Here is a 14,479-nt window from a genome sequence, read left to right as displayed (position 1 = left end):
GAAGCCAAGACTTCTACTTAGGAGATGACCTCATGAATGCAACCAAACAGATTCGTAGCCATATCGTTCTTGCTGCAGGCATCGGCATGTTGGCCGCAATGCCGGCCATGGCAGAGAACCTGGTGTTTACCAGCTGGGGCGGTTCTACCCAGCAGGCGCAGCAGAAATTCTGGGCTGCGCCCTTCACCGCCGCGAACGGCATCAATGTGGCGATGGATGGCCCGACCGACTACGGCAAGTTCAAGGCCATGGTGGAGAGTGGCAATGTGACTTGGGATGTAGTGGATGTGGAGGGTGACTTTGCCTACAAGGCGGCCAAGGAGGGTCTGCTGGAGCCACTCGACCTGTCCAAACTGAAAGGGGTCGATCCTCGTTTCCTGTCGCCGAATGCGGTGGGCAGCTTCTACTACTCCTTCGTGCTTGGCTACAACAAGCAAGCAGTGAAGGGTGCTGCACCAGCAGTGTGGTCTGATCTGTTCGACATGAAGAAATACCCGGGCAAGCGCACGCTGTACAAGTGGTCGGCACCGGGCGTGCTGGAAATCGCGCTGCTGGCCGATGGCGTTGCGGCCAACAAGCTGTATCCACTGGATCTCGATCGCGCGTTCAAGAAGCTGGACACCATCAAGAGCCAGATCGTGTGGTGGAGTGGTGGCGCGCAGTCGCAACAGCTGCTGGCTTCTGGCGAGGCATCGATCGGCATGTTCTGGAACGGCCGTATCAGCGCCTTGCAGAAGGGGGGCGCTCCGGTGGGTATGTCGTGGAACCAGAACCTGACCGCCGCCGACATGCTGGTGATTCCGAAAGGTAGCAAGAACAAGGCCGCAGCGATGAAGTTCCTGGCCTATGCCACCAGCCCGGAAGCGCAGGCCAAGTTTGCTACCGACACCGGCTACGCACCGATCAACCCGCAGGCCAAGTCCAAAATGACGCCCGCCGTGGTCAAGACATTGCCTGACCAGCATGTGGCAGGGCAGATCAACCTCGACATGAAGTACTGGGCCGATAACCGTGATGCCATTGCCAAGCGCTGGTACGCCTGGCAGACCCAGTAATAGGGGGTAATGCCGGTGGTGGCGCAGCGATGCTTCGCCACCGGCCTGTCTAGCTATCGAGTTGTTTAGGAGTTGTCATGTCAACTGCTTTGAGTTCCACCACTGTGCCGGTACGCCGCCGCTTCAAGCTAGGACCCGGGGCGCGTGGCATAAAGCTACTGATTCCGGTGCTATTGCTGCTGGCCGTGTTTTTTCTGGTACCGGTTCTTGCATTGCTGCTGCGTAGCATCATGGAGCCCGTCCCCGGGCTGCAAAACTACGTTGAGCTGCTGGGTTCACAAACCTATGTCCGGGTGTTCTTCAATACCTTCATGGTGGCAGGTGTGGTCACGCTGATTACCCTGCTGGTCGGCTTTCCTACCGCCTGGCTGCTGGCGATCATGCCCAAACGCTGGTCGCAAGTGATGTTCGCAATCCTGTTGTTGTCGATGTGGACCAACCTGCTGGCCAGAACCTATGCCTGGATGGTGCTACTGCAGCAGACCGGGCTGGTGAACCGGGTGTTGATGGCCATCGGCGTGATCGACGAGCCGCTGACGCTGGTCAACAACCTGATCGGCGTCACCATCGGCATGACCTACATCATGCTGCCATTCCTTGTGCTGCCGTTGCATGCCACCTTGCGTGCCATCGACCCCTCCACGCTGCGTGCCGCTGCCATCTGTGGAGCAAGCCGCTGGCAGGCTCTGCGCCTGGTGCTGCTGCCGCTGGCCCTGCCCGGCATCGCCTCAGGCGCCTTGATGGTATTCGTGATGTCGCTGGGCTACTACGTTACGCCGGCATTGCTGGGGGGGACGGGCTACATGATGCTGGCCGAGTTGATCGCCCAGCTGGTGCAGTCGCTGCTGAACTGGGGTCTGGCTGGCGCCGCGGCCTTCGTGCTGCTGGTGGTGACGCTGGGTCTGTACGCTGTACAGCTGCGCTACCTGGGTGGCGGGCGCAGTGGAATGGGGGATCGCTGACATGTTGCTTGATTATGATCGTCTGGGTTTCTGGCGCTGGATTTTGGTCGCTATCGGGGTTGTAGTGATGCTGTTCCTGCTGCTGCCTATCCTATTCATTGCCGCACTGTCGTTCGGAGACTCCCAATGGCTGGTGTTTCCACCGCCGGGCTGGACACTGCAGTGGTACGAGCAATTGCTGACCGACCCGGTCTGGCTGAACTCGCTGTTCACCAGTGCCAAGGTCGCCGTGATCGTTACCGTGTTGTCGGTGGTGCTCGGACTGTTGGCCGCATTGGGGCTGGCCCGCAGCAAGTTCTTCGGCAAGAGTGCATTGCAGGCGTTTTTCCTGACACCGATGGTGCTGCCGGTCGTGGTGCTGGCGGTGGCGCTGTATGCCTTCTTTCTCAAGCTGGGGCTGACCGGCACGCTGACGGGTTTTGTCATCGGCCATCTGATCATCGCACTGCCGTTCTCCATCATTACCATCGGCAACTCGCTGCAGAGCTTTGATCCGGCACTGGAAGACGCCGCCATGATCTGTGGTGCCGGGCCACTGGAAGTGAAGTGGCGTGTGACGCTGCCAGCCATCCGGCTGGGCATGTTTGCCGCCGCGATATTTTCTTTCCTTATTTCGTGGGACGAGGTCGTGCTGTCCATCTTCATGGCCAGTCCCACCCTGCAAACCTTGCCGGTACTGATCTGGAGCACGCTGCGCCAGGATCTGACCCCGGTCATTGCTGCAGCATCCACCCTGCTGGTGGCATTCACCATCGTGCTGATGCTGCTGGCTTCTCTCTTGAAGAAAGGTACACGCTCATGACAACCCCTTTCCTGCAGATTCGTGGCTTGCGCAAGACCTACGATCAGGTTGTGGCCATCGACCATGTCTCGCTCGATATAAAACAGGGCGAATTCATGACCTTTCTTGGGCCGTCCGGTTCGGGCAAGAGCACTACCTTGTACATCGTGGCCGGTTTTCAGGAACCGACCGAGGGCCAGGTACTGCTGAATGGTAAATCCCTGCTCGACGTGGCGCCGAACCAGCGCAATATCGGCATGGTGTTCCAGCGCTATACCCTGTTCCCGCATCTGACAGTGGGCGAGAACGTGGCCTTCCCGCTGCGCGTGCGTCGTCGTCCGGAGGCCGAGATCAAGGCCAAGGTGGACAAGATGCTGGAGCTGGTGCACCTGGGCGGCTATCGCGATCGCCTGCCGGGCCAGATGTCCGGTGGTCAGCAGCAGCGGGTGGCTATCGCCCGCGCGCTGGCCTACGACCCGCCGCTGTTGTTGATGGATGAGCCGCTGTCCGCGCTCGACAAGAAGCTGCGAGAGGAAATCCAGTTCGAACTGCGCCGTATCCACCAGGAAACCGGCGTCACCATCCTGTACGTGACACACGACCAGGAGGAGGCGCTGCGTCTGTCGGACCGCATCGCCGTGTTCAGCCAGGGCAAGATCGAGCAGGTTGGCACGGGTGAGGAGCTGTATGAGCGGCCGACGTCCCGTTTTGTGGCCGGCTTTATCGGCAACTCCAACTTCCTGCCGGTCAAGGTGGAGAAGCTGGGGAGCGGCCGGGCGCGGGCGGTGTTCCCGAATGGTCAGGCGGTAGAGGGCGATGCCAGTGCCTTTGCTTCCGGCAGTGATGGCACGCTGATGGTGCGCCCGGAGCAAATGCGCATCCGTCCGGGCACGGCTGTTGGTCAAGAGCTGGCGGTCACCGTGCGCGACATGACCTACCTGGGTGACAGCATGCACTTCGCAGTGCAGACCCCGTGGAATCAGGAATTGGCGGTGCGGATGGCGGTACGTGACGGGCAGGGTTTGTGCATTGGCTCCTCTGCCGTACTGGAGTGGGATACACAGCACGGACACGTTTTTGCCTGAGGCAGTCCAATCAAGCGGGTGGCAGCTAGCTGCCATTGAAGGGTTAGGTATGAAACTATTGAATGAAACCGAGCTGTTGCTGGAGCGTTGCTACATCGACGGGCAGTGGGTAGATGCGCCGGCACGCCTGGCAGTACATAACCCGGCGACCGGTGAGCAGATTGCGACCGTGCCGCGCCTGGGGGCGGAAGAAACGCGGCAGGCTATCGCGGCCGCCGAGCGTGCCGGCGTGGCGTGGCGGGCATTGACTGGCAAGGAGCGGGCCGGCTATCTGCGTCGCTGGTTTGATCTGGTGATGGCACACATCGACCCGCTGGCGAATTTGCTGACGGCAGAAATGGGGAAGCCGCTTTCGGAGGCTCGCGGCGAGATAGCCTACGGGGCATCCTATATCGAGTGGTTTGCCGAAGAGGCCAAGCGCATCTACGGCGATGTGATTCCGGCGACACAGGGCGATAAGCGCCTGCTCACCATCAAGCAGCCGGTCGGGGTGGTGGCGGCAATTACGCCGTGGAACTTCCCAAATGCCATGCTGGCACGTAAGATCGCGCCGGCACTGGCAGCGGGGTGCACCGTCGTCGCCAAGCCGGCGGAGCAGACGCCGCTGTCGGCACTGGCGCTGGCAAGGTTGGCCGCAGAGGCCGGTATTCCACCCGGAGTGATCAATATCGTCACCGGTGACCCGGTGGCGATCGGCGGCGAGCTGACTGGCAACCCGCTGGTGCGCAAGTTGACCTTCACCGGTTCCACCGGGGTGGGCAAGCTGCTACTGCGGCAATGTGCCGATACGGTGAAGAAGGTCAGCATGGAGCTGGGCGGTAATGCTCCCTTTATCGTCTTCGATGACGCCGATATCGATGCCGCCGTGGAAGGCGCCATGGTGTCGAAGTACCGTAATACCGGCCAGACTTGCGTATGTGCCAACCGGCTCTATGTGCAAGACGGAGTGTACGATGCCTTCGTGGCCAAGCTGAGCCAGCAGGTAGCGGCGCTGCAAGTCGGTAACGGCATGCAGCCGGGGGTGACCCAGGGACCGCTGATTGATGTCAAGGCGTTGGCCAAGGTTGAAGCCCATATTGCGGATGCGCTGGCGCAGGGTGCCAAGGTCGTCACCGGTGGCAAACCGCATGCGCTGGGGGGCACCTTTTTCGAGCCGACCATTCTGCGGGACGTCACTGCGGGCATGAAAGTCGCGCAAGAGGAAACCTTCGGCCCGGTTGCGCCAGTGTTCCGTTTCCGTGATGAGCAGGACGTGGTTGTCCAGGCCAATGCGAGCGAGTTTGGCCTGGCAGCCTATTTCTATAGTCGCGATATCGGCCGTATCTGGCGCGTGGCAGAAGCCATCGAGGCAGGCATGATCGGCGTCAACACTGGGCTGATCTCGACGGAAGTGGCGCCGTTTGGCGGCATCAAGCAATCTGGTTGTGGTCGTGAGGGGTCGCGTTACGGTATCGAGGACTACCTCGAAATCAAGTACCTCTGTCTTGGCGGCATTTAATTTAGGAGATGAAACATGTCATCCAAGGCTAGCAGTTCCCTGAAAATAGATCGCAGCGTCAAAACGCTGCGCGAATTAACACTAGAAAAAATGCGCGATGCGATCCTGAGCGCCTATTTCAAACCGGGTGAACGGCTGGTCGAGCGCTCTCTGTGTGAAGAGCTGGGCGTCAGCCGCTCTATCGTGCGGGAGGTGCTGCGCCATTTGGAAACAGAAGGGCTGGTCGAATCGATTCCGCACCAAGGACCGGTGGTGGCGTCGCTGGATGCAGAAAAAGCCTCTCAGATTTACGAGATCCGCGCTTTGCTTGAGGGCCATGCTGCCCGTTTGTGTGCCGAGCGGGCGGATGATGCGCTAATCGAGCGCCTGGCCGCCATCAACGATGAAATCCAGGCGGCGTTTGGTCGCAGCGATTTTTCGGGGGTGCTGGCGCGGACTTCGGACTTCTACGAACTGATGTTCGAGGGCAGCGGCCAGTTCATGGCGTGGGAAATCGTGCAGTCACTCAATGCCCGTATCAACCGGTTGCGGGCCATGACGATCGGATCTACTGGGCGGGCAGCCGAGGCTGCTGCGGAAATGCAGCTGCTGGTGAGTGCATTGCGCCGACGTGATGCGCAGGCAGCACACGATGCTTCGGTGGCGCATATCCGTCGTGTGGGGGATATTGCGGCCAAAAAATTGGCAGAAATGACACTAGCTGACGCTCCTTCCGGAGATACGTCGAGTCACTCAATTGCTCACGCCAAATAAAACGGCTCGAGGTAATTTTGACATTGGAATGGCTGCATCCTTATCGGGTGCAGCCATTTTTCTTATAGCGTCCCGGCTTGTTTAACGGATGTAGCTGCCACCATTGAAATCAATGGTAGATCCGTTAAGTGAAGCTTGAGATGGTCGGAGAGCAAAGGCAACAAGCTGGGCGACATCCGATGGCATTGCCATCTGGCCAATCGGAATATCAGCTACCGCTGCGGCCTCTCCGTGTGTGGCGATAAAGGCCTCTGCCATCTCGGTTCTCACCCAACCAGGTGCAATGGCAATGGATACCACACCATCCTGTCCATAAGAACGGGCGATGGACTTTGTTAAGTTGATGAGTGCTGCTTTGCTGGCCCCATAAGGCAGGGCCTCGCCAACATAACCACGCTGTGCGGCGCGACTGGAAATATTGATGATGTGACCGCCGCCGAACTTTTTAAAATGCCCGATTGCTTCTTTGGATAGGTCTGCTGCGGCAAAGAAATTGATCTGAAATTCTTTTGCCCAAGCGGTTTTCCATTCTTCTGGCGAGGCGTCGATAGAAATTTCCGTGCGAATGCCGGCATTGTTGACCAGGCCGTGAATACGACCGTGTACTTCTCTCGCCTTATGCCAGAGATCGAATGCACCATTGCCGGAAGACAAGTCTGCCTGCACGATGCTACCTTGCCCATTAATCCGGGAAAGCAGTTTCTCTGCCCCTGTCTTGTCACGGCCATAATGAATTATCGGCCATGCCCCATGGCCGGCTAACTGCTCAACAATAGCCGCACCAATACCACCGGTTGCGCCGGTGACAAGAATTATTTTTCCTTCCAGAGCTTTTTCCAAAACATTTCCTTTGATTGAACTGTGCCGTTTTTAAGCGCGGTCGCTAATGTCGTCCTGCCGTATGGCGGCATGTTGGCCGCAAATTTTCAGAGGACAAGTCTTTAGCTATCGCGAATTTTTTATGACATTAGCTTGCATCATGGTTTTGGTAAATTAAATTTTATATTCCTAACCTTAAGGTTGTTCTTTGCCAAACTGATTTGCGGCGTGAAGGGGCAGCCGGGAGTCGTGTCTGCCTTATGCTCATGAGGGCTGGTTTCATTATGTTTTCGGGCTCGGCCCGTGCGCGGTGATCGCACAAGGTGCCGGCGGTTCAACGATGCGTTGTGCCTTGGCCGTCAGAGGCGGCTTTGCAGGAGGATCAGGGCGCTCGTGCCGATAATGAACGGTAGCCAGGGATTGCGGGTGATGAGGATTGTCAGGACGGTGCAGAGGGCGGCCAGGATTTTCGGATTCAGCAGTTGCACGGTCTGATCGACGTACAGCACGTCGGGAATGATGATGGCGGTCAGCGCCGATATGGGGGCGTACTTCAACAGCGCATAGCTGTGTTGTGACGGTTGATATTTCTTTGGCGCCATGAAGAAGCTGCTACGTGGCAGCGTGGTGGCTAGGCCTATCACGATGAAGGCGAACCAGAGTGCAGCAGTGTCATGCAGCATGTCGATCCTTCCGGCTGTATTGCTCCACAACATAGCCCGCCAGCATGCCGGCTATGATCGCCAGCAGGAAGCCGAGCCGGAACGGCAGGGTGTGCAGCACGATCAGGACGGCGGCGGTGACGGCGGCCGCTGCGGCCATCGGCATATTACTGACCATCGGGGTAGTCAGGGTGAGCAGCGAAATGGTGGCCAGAAAGCCGATCGGCCAGTGACCCGGAAGCGAGGCACCGGCGAGGATGCCGATCACGGTGAAAAGCTGCCAGATCACCCAGTTCATGAGCGACGGCCCAAAATACAGTCCCAGTCTTTTGTCCTTGTCCGGCTCGGCCAGTAGCCTGGCGGAAAAGGCCGCCATCACGCCATCGCTCATCAGGTAGCCGGCCAGGCAGCGGACTCTGCGCCGGGTTCCGGAAAAGACCGGTGACAGGGTGGCACTGAAGATAAGAAAGCGCAGGTTCAGGATCAGGGCGGTGCAGAAAATCAGCCAGTACGATGCGCCGCTGACCAGCAAGGGCAAAGTGCCAAGCTGTGCGGTGGCGCCATACACGATGATGCTCATGCCCATTGATTCGGCAAACGAAAGCCCGGCGCCGTGCATGGCCATGCCGGTAGCGGTAGCCCAGGGCAGCAGACCAATGGCAGGTGGCGTGTAGTCCCGCATTCCGGCTCGCGCCGCATGCCAGAAAGACTGTTTATTCATGTCGCAACGGATAAGCGAAATTCAACTAAGGGCAATGCCGCTCAGCATGTCGAGACCAAGATTCATATCGCTGGCGTAGTTCTCTTTCATGAAGTGCAGGAAGTTGTCACGGAACTGGCGGGTGTGATCCATGGCCAGGCGGTCCGCCAACTCCACATCCTGGTCGCGGATGGCTTCCAGCAACTGCGAATGCTCGTCGGTCAGCAGATACCCGTCATTGGTCCTTTCCAGATATTCGAAATGCAGGTGCAGCATGCGGCGGCCCTCATCCAGCAGCCGGTCATAGAACGCGGTGAGATAAGGGTTGCGGCCAGCTTCCGCGATAGCCAGATGGAAATTCTTGTTCGTTTCCGACATCGCCAGGTGGTCGCCGGAGCGGACGGCGGCTTCAAACTGCTTCTGCCGTTTCGCGATGATCAGCAAATCCTGTTCGCTGCGCAGCTCCGCGGCGAGCCGGGTGCAGATTCGTTGCGCGATGCTCAGCGCCTCCACGTATTTGGGGAAGGCGGAGATTTCCAGCGGTGCCACGATGGTGCTGCGGTTGGGCAGGGTCACCACCAGATTGTCCGCCGCCAGGCGGATCAGCGCTTCGCGGATCGGGGAGCGCGACAGCTCGAAGCGGTCGGCGAGGCTGGTCTCATCCAGTAGCTGCCCCGGTGGCAGCTTCAGCTCCAGTATCTCGGTACGCAGCGCGTCGTACACGTTTCTGGAGCTTGAACCCTTCGTGCGTTTGGTGTCGATTTCCATCCTGGTCTCCTTCGGTAGTGCCTCAAGCCTGTCACAAACAGCCCCATGCTGCTGACACCTCTCTAGCTATAGTACCAAAACCACACACTTGTCGACACTGTGTATTTTAGTGTTGACACCATGAGATTGCCTGCGGTAAAAATCAATCGTCGTCACATTGTCGTCACGATGTCGACAATAACAAATAAAAGCTAGTTGTTAGCCCAGACACACCGGCAGGTGTGGATCTATCTACAAACGAGTTAGGAGAAGCAACTATGTACCAAGTAGCTGCACGCAAAATGTTCAAGCGCACCTCGGCCATCGCTGCCATCGCCATCGCGCTAGGTGCTTCCGGTTTTGCAAAGGCGGAGGAGGTCGAGCCGCTATGGGCCAACGTCAAGAAGGCCGGTGTGCTGCGCTGTGGTGCGGCTGTGGCGCCGCCGTACGTGATGCGCGATCCGATGACCGGCAATTACAGTGGCTTTTTTGCCGATCTGTGTCGCGATTTCGGCCAGAACGTACTGAAGGTGAAAGTCCAGTTCGTCGATACCACCTGGGACAACATCGTTGCCGGTCTGCAGGCGAACAAGTGGGACATGTCCGTCGCGCTGAACAACACTCCCGAGCGTGCAAAAGCCATCGGCTTCTCTTCTGCCGCTTCCAACTACGAAGTGTCCTTCGTTTACAACAAGACCAACCCCAAGGTCGGCAAGAAGCTGGTTTCGATTGCCGATATCGACAAGCCGGGTGCTGTGGTGGCGGTAATGTCTGGCACCTCGCAGGACAAGGCCGTTTCCGCGGTGCTTAAGCAAGCACAGATCATGCGCCTGCCTGGTATCGACGAGACCCGTATGGCCGTGAGCTCGCGTCGCGCGGACTTCATCGCCGATGCCTCCGATACCAACTGGATCTTCTCTGAATCCCATGGCGACTGGGCCAAGACCTTTGTTCCCAATCCGGCCCTGGCCAAACAGGAAGTGGCATTCGGCATTCGCAAGAATACCAGCCCTGACGATGTCGCCATGCTGAACGCCTATCTGAAGAAAAAGGTTTCCTCCGGCTACGTCAACGCTCTGATCAAGAAGGCAGTGCAAGAGACGCTTGCCTCCGGCAAGTAAAGCAGAGGGGCAAATGCTGCGTGCCGCAGCATTTGCCCGGCACCTTCGTAGTAAAGAGGTTGTAACGACTATGAACAAGATCATGAGCAATAAAACCGCAACGCAGGAATTTGCCACTGCCGGCAGTCAGTACAAAACCGCTGCAGCAGGCGTATCGGGTCAACCACTGGTGCGCATCAGCAATCTGCACAAAAGCTATAGCCCTACTGTGCAGGTACTGAAGGGCCTGAATCTGGATATGGCGGCGGGCGAACGCCTGGTTGTCATCGGGCCAAGTGGCGGCGGTAAAAGCACCCTGCTGCGGGTAATGATGGGCCTGGAAGAAGTCAATAGCGGCTCGGTCAACTTTGCCGGCCAGGAATATATCTGCGCCGACGAAAGCAAGCAGAAAACCAAGATCAATCTGGACGTGCGCAAACAGATTGGCATGGTGTTCCAGCATTACACCCTGTTTCCCCACCTGACGATTCTGCAGAACCTGACGCTGGCACCAAGAAAAGTGCGCGGCGAAAGCAATGCCTCCGCCGAAGAACGGGGCATGGCCTTGCTGACGCGTTTTGGCCTGGGCGCCAAAGCCAATGCGTATCCCAATCAGCTGTCCGGTGGCCAGAAGCAGCGTGTTGCCATTGCGCGCGCCCTGATGCTGGACCCGAAGCTGATGCTGTTCGATGAAGTGACCTCCGCACTCGATCCGGAACTGGTGGCGGAAGTGGAGCAGGTCATCATGCAGCTTGCCGAGCAGGGCATGCCGATGATGATTGTGACTCACGATATGTGGTTCGCAAAAAATATCGCTTCGCGAGTGGTTTTCTGTGCCGGTGGCGTGGTGGTGGAAGAGGGGACTCCCGATGAAATATTCAATGCGCCGAAGCATGAAAGAACACGGGAATTCCTGAACCGGGTTTTCCATATCTAGCAGCGATAGGTGAATCAAATGTCTTACAGTTTTGATTTTTCCGGCCTATCCCAAGGCTACGACGAGTTGCTGGATGGTTTGAGAATAACCGTCGAACTCACTATTGCGGCCAACCTTATCGGCGTGACGTTCGGTTTTATCGTCGCACTGCTGGTCATGAGCAAGCTGAAGGTAGTGCGTATTCCGGCCATGTTGTTTGTGGAGTTTTTCCGCTGTACGCCCGCCATTATCCAGATCATCTGGTTTTTCTACTGTGTGCCTATCCTGTTTGATGTCTATCTGGAGTCGATCACGATGGGGATTCTGGCACTGGGCCTGAACCTGACGGCATTCAATGCGGAGGCCTACCGTGCCGCAATCCAGTCCGTGCCGAAGGAGCAACACGATGCGGGTATCGCGCTGGGATTGAGCCCGCTGCAACGCGTGCTTTATGTCGTGCTGCCGCATGCGGTTCGCTCCTCGGTACCGGTGCTGATTACCAACGGTATCGGCATCTTCCAGCAGACGGCACTGGTGGCGATCGTGGCGATTCAGGACTTGATGTATCAGGGCAAGGCCTTGGCAACCACCACCTACCGGCCGATTGAGACTTTCACCCTGATTGCCGTCATTTACTTTGCCATTTCCTTCCCTATCGCCCAGCTGGTGCAAGCCATTGAGCGGCGCAGGGAAGTGGCCAGCCGCTAAAGGAGCGCAAACATGACCTACGACTTTTCGATTGTACTGGGTTATTGGCAGGCACTTCTCCAGGGGCTGGGGCTGACGCTGAAGCTGACGCTGCTGTGTGCGGCAGCTGGCAGTGCACTCGGGTTTTTCGTGAGCCTGGCCCGGGTGTCGTCGATCAAACCGTTGCGCTGGATCAGTACCCTGTATGTGGAGTTTTTCCGCGGCACGCCGGTACTGATTCAACTGTTCTGGTTTTTCTTCTGTTTGCCAATTGCAATCGGCACGGATATCTCGAATTTTGTTGCTGCCACGCTTTCACTGACACTTTATACCGGGGCCATTACCAGCGAGACATTCCGCGCATCGCTTAAATCGATCCGCAAGGAAGAAATCGATGCCTGTATTGCGCTGGGTTTGTCCCGGATATCGCAAGTGCTGTACGTAATTTTGCCGCAGGCAATATTACGGGCGATTCCCACACTGCTTTCCAACTTTGTCAGTCTGTTCAAGGAAAGTGCGCTGGTATCGGCGGTGGGCATGGCGGACCTGATGTTTGTTGGACAAAACATCTCCAGCAATATCGCCAGACCGGTGGAAGTGCTGACCATGGTGGCGCTGATTTACTTCGTGGTAGCTTTCCCGCTTACCCGCGCAGTGACTGTGGTTGAGAGAAAAATGCTGGCCAAACTGGCAATCTGACGGGTTTTCAAGAGCCTTGTTTTAAAACAGGGTAGGTAGTTGTGTTAATTACAGGAGTTATAGTCGATGGAACTGAAAGGTATTATTCCGGCACTGGTTACACCGTTTGATCAGAATGGTGATATTGATTTCAAAACCCTGGAGAAACTGGTCGAGTACCAGCTTGCACGTGGTGTGCACGGTTTTGTGCCGCTGGGTTCGACTGGCGAATACTACGCCATGACCGCAGCCGAGCGTGCCGACGTGCTGCGCTGTGTCAAAGAAGTAGTCGGTGACCGCGCACTGCTGATTGCCGGCACCAACTCGGGTTCTACCCGCGATGTGATCGCCAATACCGAAACTGCCAAGAAGATGGGCTACGACGCGGTATTGCTGGCGCCTCCGTACTACGCGCTGCCGACCCAGGAAGAGCTGATTGCCCACTACGACGCGGTACTGGATGCGGTGGACGTGGAGCTGGTGCTGTACAACTACCCACCACGCGTTGGTGTGGAGGTCGGCTTTGAAACCATGGATGCCTTCGCCGACAACCCACGCGTTATCGCCATCAAGGAAAGCAGCGGCAACCTGCTGCGCGCCATCGAAATCAACAAGCGTTATGGCGACAAGTACCAGCTGTCTTGCGGTAGCGATGACCAGGCGCTGGACTTCTTCATGTGGGGCGCCACCAGCTGGATCTGCGGCCCGGCCAACTTCATGATCGACCCGGTAGTCAGCTTCTATAACAAGTTCAATGCCGGCGACCTGCTGGGTGCGCAGGACGAAATGCGCAAGATGTTCCCGGTCATGGCCAGCCTGGAGTCCGGCAAGTTCGTACAGAAGGTGAAGTACGGCTGCGAACTGGTGGGCTTCCCGGTAGGCGAAACCCGCCGTCCGCTGCTGCCGCTGTCGGCTGCGGAAAAAGAAGATCTGAAGCAGGCATTCTCTGCCCTCTCCGAGTAAGCAATCCGATGGGCGGCCGTATGGTCGCCCATCTTCACTATGAATGGATAAACCATGGCGCGGCACACATTTTTCTGTATCGACGGACATACGGCGGGCATGCCGGTAAGGATGGTGGTGGGTGGTGCGCCCTATCTAAAGGGTAATAACCAGGCCGAGAAGCGCGAGTATTTCATGCAGCACTTCGACTGGATCCGTACCGCGCTCACCATGGAGCCGCGCGGACATGCCTTCATGTCCGGCACTCTGCTGTACCCGCCATCGTCCGACGATTTCGACATGGGGCTGATCTTCATCGAGACCTCGGCATCCCTGCCCATGTGTGGCCACGCCACCATCGGCTCGGTGACCTTTGCCATCGAACACGGGCTGGTGCATCCGAAAACGCCGGGCGTAGTACGGGTGGAAACTCCGGCCGGGCTGGTGGAGGCCAACTACGAGCTGGTTGGCAACAAGGTCAAGTCGGTCAAGTTCACCAATGTGCCGTCCTTCTTGCTGTACCAGGGCGTGGAGATCGATATTGCCGGTCTTGGCGCGCTGAAGGTAGATGTGGCCTATGGCGGCAACTTCTACGCCATCGTCGAGCAGCAGCCGAACTTCCGCGACATCACGGACTTCTCCATTGCCGAACTGCTGAGCTACGGTCGCGCCGTGCAGCAGGCGGTGAATAAGGCGGTGGAGGTTAAACACCCGGAAATCGCCTCGATCAAGGGCCTGCAACATTGCCTGTGGAGTGGGCCGGACGAGAGCGGCGAGTACAACAATCGCATCGTGGTGATTGCCGGCGACCATCTGGTGGACCGCTCGCCCTGCGGCACCGGCACCTCGGCGCGGGTGGCGCAGCGGGCCAGCAAGGGCCTGCTCAAGATGGGCCAGCAATTCGTGCACCAGAGCTTGACCGGTGGCCGCTTCATTGGCCGCATCGAGCAGGAGGTGCAGGTCGGCCCGCTGCAGGGCGTGCGCCCCAGCGTGGAAGGGCAGGCCTATGTCACGGCGCTGAATACCATTTTCGTGGACAGCAACGAGCCGTATGCAGACGGCTTCCTGATTGATTGAGCGGCAGACGCTAGCGG

The 14,479-nt window shown here is 57.9% G+C and carries 16 protein-coding genes; 12 read left to right on the top strand and 4 right to left on the bottom strand.

Annotated features, from left to right (window positions below):
• The first annotated feature begins 32 nt into the window (after nucleotides 1-32).
• The 6 genes from PQU96_RS05850 to PQU96_RS05825 all read left to right on the top strand — a co-directional run bounded on the left by PQU96_RS05850 (nucleotide 33) and on the right by PQU96_RS05825 (nucleotide 6,134).
• On the top strand, nucleotides 33-1,055 hold the full coding sequence (locus PQU96_RS05850; RefSeq protein WP_272771306.1) for an ABC transporter substrate-binding protein: 1,023 nt from the start codon (nucleotides 33-35) through the stop codon (nucleotides 1,053-1,055).
• A 77-nt stretch (nucleotides 1,056-1,132) separates the two neighbouring features.
• Nucleotides 1,133-2,017, top strand: a complete 885-nt coding sequence (locus PQU96_RS05845; protein ID WP_272771305.1) for an ABC transporter permease — start codon at nucleotides 1,133-1,135, stop codon at nucleotides 2,015-2,017.
• 1 nt (nucleotide 2,018) lies between these two features.
• Nucleotides 2,019-2,819, top strand: a complete 801-nt coding sequence (locus PQU96_RS05840; RefSeq protein ID WP_272771304.1) for an ABC transporter permease — start codon at nucleotides 2,019-2,021, stop codon at nucleotides 2,817-2,819.
• Nucleotides 2,816-3,883: an ABC transporter ATP-binding protein gene (locus tag PQU96_RS05835; protein ID WP_272771303.1), complete on the top strand. Its 1,068-nt coding sequence runs from the start codon at nucleotides 2,816-2,818 to the stop codon at nucleotides 3,881-3,883. The genes PQU96_RS05840 and PQU96_RS05835 overlap by 4 nt, the downstream gene beginning before the upstream one ends.
• A 49-nt stretch (nucleotides 3,884-3,932) precedes the next feature.
• Nucleotides 3,933-5,381, top strand: a complete 1,449-nt coding sequence (locus PQU96_RS05830; protein WP_272771418.1) for an NAD-dependent succinate-semialdehyde dehydrogenase — start codon at nucleotides 3,933-3,935, stop codon at nucleotides 5,379-5,381.
• A gap of 15 nt (nucleotides 5,382-5,396) precedes the next feature.
• On the top strand, nucleotides 5,397-6,134 hold the full coding sequence (locus PQU96_RS05825) for a GntR family transcriptional regulator (protein ID WP_272771302.1): 738 nt from the start codon (nucleotides 5,397-5,399) through the stop codon (nucleotides 6,132-6,134).
• A gap of 81 nt (nucleotides 6,135-6,215) precedes the next feature.
• Here the strand turns inward: PQU96_RS05825 and PQU96_RS05820 are convergent, their stop codons facing one another.
• The 4 genes from PQU96_RS05820 to PQU96_RS05805 all read right to left on the bottom strand — a co-directional run bounded on the left by PQU96_RS05820 (nucleotide 6,216) and on the right by PQU96_RS05805 (nucleotide 9,083).
• The gene (locus PQU96_RS05820) at nucleotides 6,216-6,974 is read right to left on the bottom strand and encodes an SDR family NAD(P)-dependent oxidoreductase (RefSeq protein WP_272771301.1); all 759 of its coding nucleotides are present in this window, start codon (nucleotides 6,972-6,974) and stop codon (nucleotides 6,216-6,218) included.
• A gap of 338 nt (nucleotides 6,975-7,312) precedes the next feature.
• A complete protein-coding gene (locus PQU96_RS05815) occupies nucleotides 7,313-7,636 on the bottom strand; it encodes an AzlD domain-containing protein (RefSeq protein WP_272771300.1) in 324 nt (107 codons plus the stop codon).
• On the bottom strand, nucleotides 7,626-8,336 hold the full coding sequence (locus tag PQU96_RS05810) for an AzlC family ABC transporter permease (RefSeq protein WP_272771299.1): 711 nt from the start codon (nucleotides 8,334-8,336) through the stop codon (nucleotides 7,626-7,628). Before PQU96_RS05810 ends, PQU96_RS05815 begins: the two co-directional genes overlap by 11 nt.
• 21 nt (nucleotides 8,337-8,357) lie before the next feature.
• Nucleotides 8,358-9,083 (bottom strand): GntR family transcriptional regulator, encoded by a 726-nt coding sequence (locus PQU96_RS05805; RefSeq protein WP_272771298.1) that lies wholly within the window; start codon nucleotides 9,081-9,083, stop codon nucleotides 8,358-8,360.
• Between the two features lie 257 nt (nucleotides 9,084-9,340).
• On the opposite strand from PQU96_RS05805, the gene PQU96_RS05800 reads away from it, so the two are divergent.
• The 6 genes from PQU96_RS05800 to PQU96_RS05775 all read left to right on the top strand — a co-directional run bounded on the left by PQU96_RS05800 (nucleotide 9,341) and on the right by PQU96_RS05775 (nucleotide 14,462).
• Complete coding sequence (locus tag PQU96_RS05800; RefSeq protein WP_272771297.1) at nucleotides 9,341-10,183, top strand: substrate-binding periplasmic protein; 843 nt, start codon at nucleotides 9,341-9,343, stop codon at nucleotides 10,181-10,183.
• A gap of 70 nt (nucleotides 10,184-10,253) precedes the next feature.
• The gene (locus PQU96_RS05795) at nucleotides 10,254-11,099 is read left to right on the top strand and encodes an amino acid ABC transporter ATP-binding protein (protein ID WP_272771296.1); all 846 of its coding nucleotides are present in this window, start codon (nucleotides 10,254-10,256) and stop codon (nucleotides 11,097-11,099) included.
• A gap of 18 nt (nucleotides 11,100-11,117) precedes the next feature.
• Nucleotides 11,118-11,786 (top strand): amino acid ABC transporter permease, encoded by a 669-nt coding sequence (locus tag PQU96_RS05790; RefSeq protein ID WP_272771295.1) that lies wholly within the window; start codon nucleotides 11,118-11,120, stop codon nucleotides 11,784-11,786.
• Between the two features lie 12 nt (nucleotides 11,787-11,798).
• On the top strand, nucleotides 11,799-12,464 hold the full coding sequence (locus PQU96_RS05785) for an amino acid ABC transporter permease (protein ID WP_272771294.1): 666 nt from the start codon (nucleotides 11,799-11,801) through the stop codon (nucleotides 12,462-12,464).
• A gap of 66 nt (nucleotides 12,465-12,530) precedes the next feature.
• Entirely contained in the window at nucleotides 12,531-13,406 is an 876-nt protein-coding gene (gene dapA, locus PQU96_RS05780) for a 4-hydroxy-tetrahydrodipicolinate synthase (protein ID WP_272771293.1), read from the top strand.
• A 54-nt stretch (nucleotides 13,407-13,460) separates the two neighbouring features.
• On the top strand, nucleotides 13,461-14,462 hold the full coding sequence (locus PQU96_RS05775; RefSeq protein WP_272771292.1) for a 4-hydroxyproline epimerase: 1,002 nt from the start codon (nucleotides 13,461-13,463) through the stop codon (nucleotides 14,460-14,462).
• Nucleotides 14,463-14,479: the final 17 nt, after the last annotated feature.

It is taken from the genome of Vogesella margarita (genome assembly GCF_028548475.1).
GTDB classification, from domain to species: domain Bacteria; phylum Pseudomonadota; class Gammaproteobacteria; order Burkholderiales; family Chromobacteriaceae; genus Vogesella; species Vogesella margarita.
The sequence above is the reverse complement of the archived record's forward strand: the minus strand, read 5'-3'. Positions and strand labels throughout refer to the sequence as shown.

Coding starts and splice junctions, on each gene's coding strand:
- PQU96_RS05840 (WP_272771304.1), top strand. CDS start 2,019: ATGTTGCTTGATTATGATCGTCTGGGTTTCTGGCGCTGGATTTTGGTC.
- PQU96_RS05815 (WP_272771300.1), bottom strand. CDS start 7,636: ATGCTGCATGACACTGCTGCACTCTGGTTCGCCTTCATCGTGATAGGC.
- PQU96_RS05790 (WP_272771295.1), top strand. CDS start 11,118: ATGTCTTACAGTTTTGATTTTTCCGGCCTATCCCAAGGCTACGACGAG.
- PQU96_RS05795 (WP_272771296.1), top strand. CDS start 10,254: ATGAACAAGATCATGAGCAATAAAACCGCAACGCAGGAATTTGCCACT.
- dapA (WP_272771293.1), top strand. CDS start 12,531: ATGGAACTGAAAGGTATTATTCCGGCACTGGTTACACCGTTTGATCAG.
- PQU96_RS05785 (WP_272771294.1), top strand. CDS start 11,799: ATGACCTACGACTTTTCGATTGTACTGGGTTATTGGCAGGCACTTCTC.
- PQU96_RS05830 (WP_272771418.1), top strand. CDS start 3,933: ATGAAACTATTGAATGAAACCGAGCTGTTGCTGGAGCGTTGCTACATC.
- PQU96_RS05800 (WP_272771297.1), top strand. CDS start 9,341: ATGTACCAAGTAGCTGCACGCAAAATGTTCAAGCGCACCTCGGCCATC.
- PQU96_RS05810 (WP_272771299.1), bottom strand. CDS start 8,336: ATGAATAAACAGTCTTTCTGGCATGCGGCGCGAGCCGGAATGCGGGAC.
- PQU96_RS05845 (WP_272771305.1), top strand. CDS start 1,133: ATGTCAACTGCTTTGAGTTCCACCACTGTGCCGGTACGCCGCCGCTTC.
- PQU96_RS05805 (WP_272771298.1), bottom strand. CDS start 9,083: ATGGAAATCGACACCAAACGCACGAAGGGTTCAAGCTCCAGAAACGTG.
- PQU96_RS05825 (WP_272771302.1), top strand. CDS start 5,397: ATGTCATCCAAGGCTAGCAGTTCCCTGAAAATAGATCGCAGCGTCAAA.
- PQU96_RS05835 (WP_272771303.1), top strand. CDS start 2,816: ATGACAACCCCTTTCCTGCAGATTCGTGGCTTGCGCAAGACCTACGAT.
- PQU96_RS05850 (WP_272771306.1), top strand. CDS start 33: ATGAATGCAACCAAACAGATTCGTAGCCATATCGTTCTTGCTGCAGGC.
- PQU96_RS05775 (WP_272771292.1), top strand. CDS start 13,461: ATGGCGCGGCACACATTTTTCTGTATCGACGGACATACGGCGGGCATG.